Origin of the sequence: Pseudomonas sp. SWRI154 (genome assembly GCF_014268645.1) — a bacterium.
Lineage (GTDB): Bacteria > Pseudomonadota > Gammaproteobacteria > Pseudomonadales > Pseudomonadaceae > Aquipseudomonas > Aquipseudomonas marvdashtae.
This window is the reverse complement of the sequence record NZ_JABWQW010000066.1, coordinates 1-1,019: the sequence shown is the minus strand read 5'-3', so window position 1 is coordinate 1,019 and position 1,019 is coordinate 1. Positions and strand designations below refer to the sequence as shown.

At 63.5% G+C, this 1,019-nt stretch carries 1 protein-coding gene; it reads right to left on the bottom strand.

From position 1 onward, the window contains the following. A partial coding sequence (locus tag HU806_RS26160) for an amino acid adenylation domain-containing protein (protein WP_186615791.1) occupies nucleotides 1-1,019 on the bottom strand: 1,019 nt, incomplete at both ends.

Genomic DNA, 1,019 nt, shown 5'->3' with positions numbered 1-1,019 from the left:
TCCTGAGCAAGCACCGCCGCTTCACGCACCGCCGGTTGTTGCAGCAGCCGCGCTTCGATTTCACCCAGCTCGATGCGGAAACCACGGATCTTCACTTGATGGTCGATCCGGCCCTGATACTCGAGCACGCCATCGGCGCGATAACGGCACAGATCACCGGTGCGGTACAGGCGTTCACCGGTCGTGGAGAACGGGTTGGGTACGTACTTTTCCGCAGTCATCGCCGCGCGCCCGAGGTAACCCCGAGTGATGCCCGCGCCGCTCAGGTACAGCTCCGCCGAGACGCCTTGGGGCACCGGTTGCAGGTTCGCATCCAGCAGGTAGCTGGCGGTGTGCTTGAGCGGGCGACCGATGTTCGCCGTGCCGCCGGCAGTGCGACGGCTCCAGGTCGAATAGGTGGTGTCTTCGGAAGGACCATAAAGGTCGTAGACGTGCTCGATGGTTGGCTGTTGGTACAGCGTTTCCACCAGGCCTTGCTTCAGCGGTTCGCCGGCCAGGTTGATGATGCGCACGCTTGACGGGATCCCGCCGCTGCGCTGCAACGCTGCGATGGCCGAGGGCACGCTGTTGATCAGCTGGACTTGATCGCGGGCCGGCAGCTGCGGCAGTTCCAGGGCGTTGCGGGCGATGATCAGCGAGCCGCCGTTGGCGAGCGTGACGAACAGCTCCCACACCGACAGGTCGAAGCACACCGAGGTTGAAGCGAGTACGCCTTGGATGTCGTCGCGGCTGTAGACCGATTTCGACCAGTCGATCAGCGCCAACACGTTGCGATGGGCGATGGCCACGCCTTTGGGTTTGCCGGTGGAGCCGGAGGTGTAGATGACGTAGGCGAGGTTGTCTGGGGTGACGGCTGTGACCGGTGCTTTCAACGGATAGGAGGACAACTCAATCCGGTCCAGCAGCAACACTTCGGTTCCAACCGGAACCGTCAGCGTTTGCGCCACTGCCTGCTCGGTCAACAGCACCCGCGCACGGCTGTCGTCGAGCATGTACGCCACGCGTTCGGCCGGGTAATC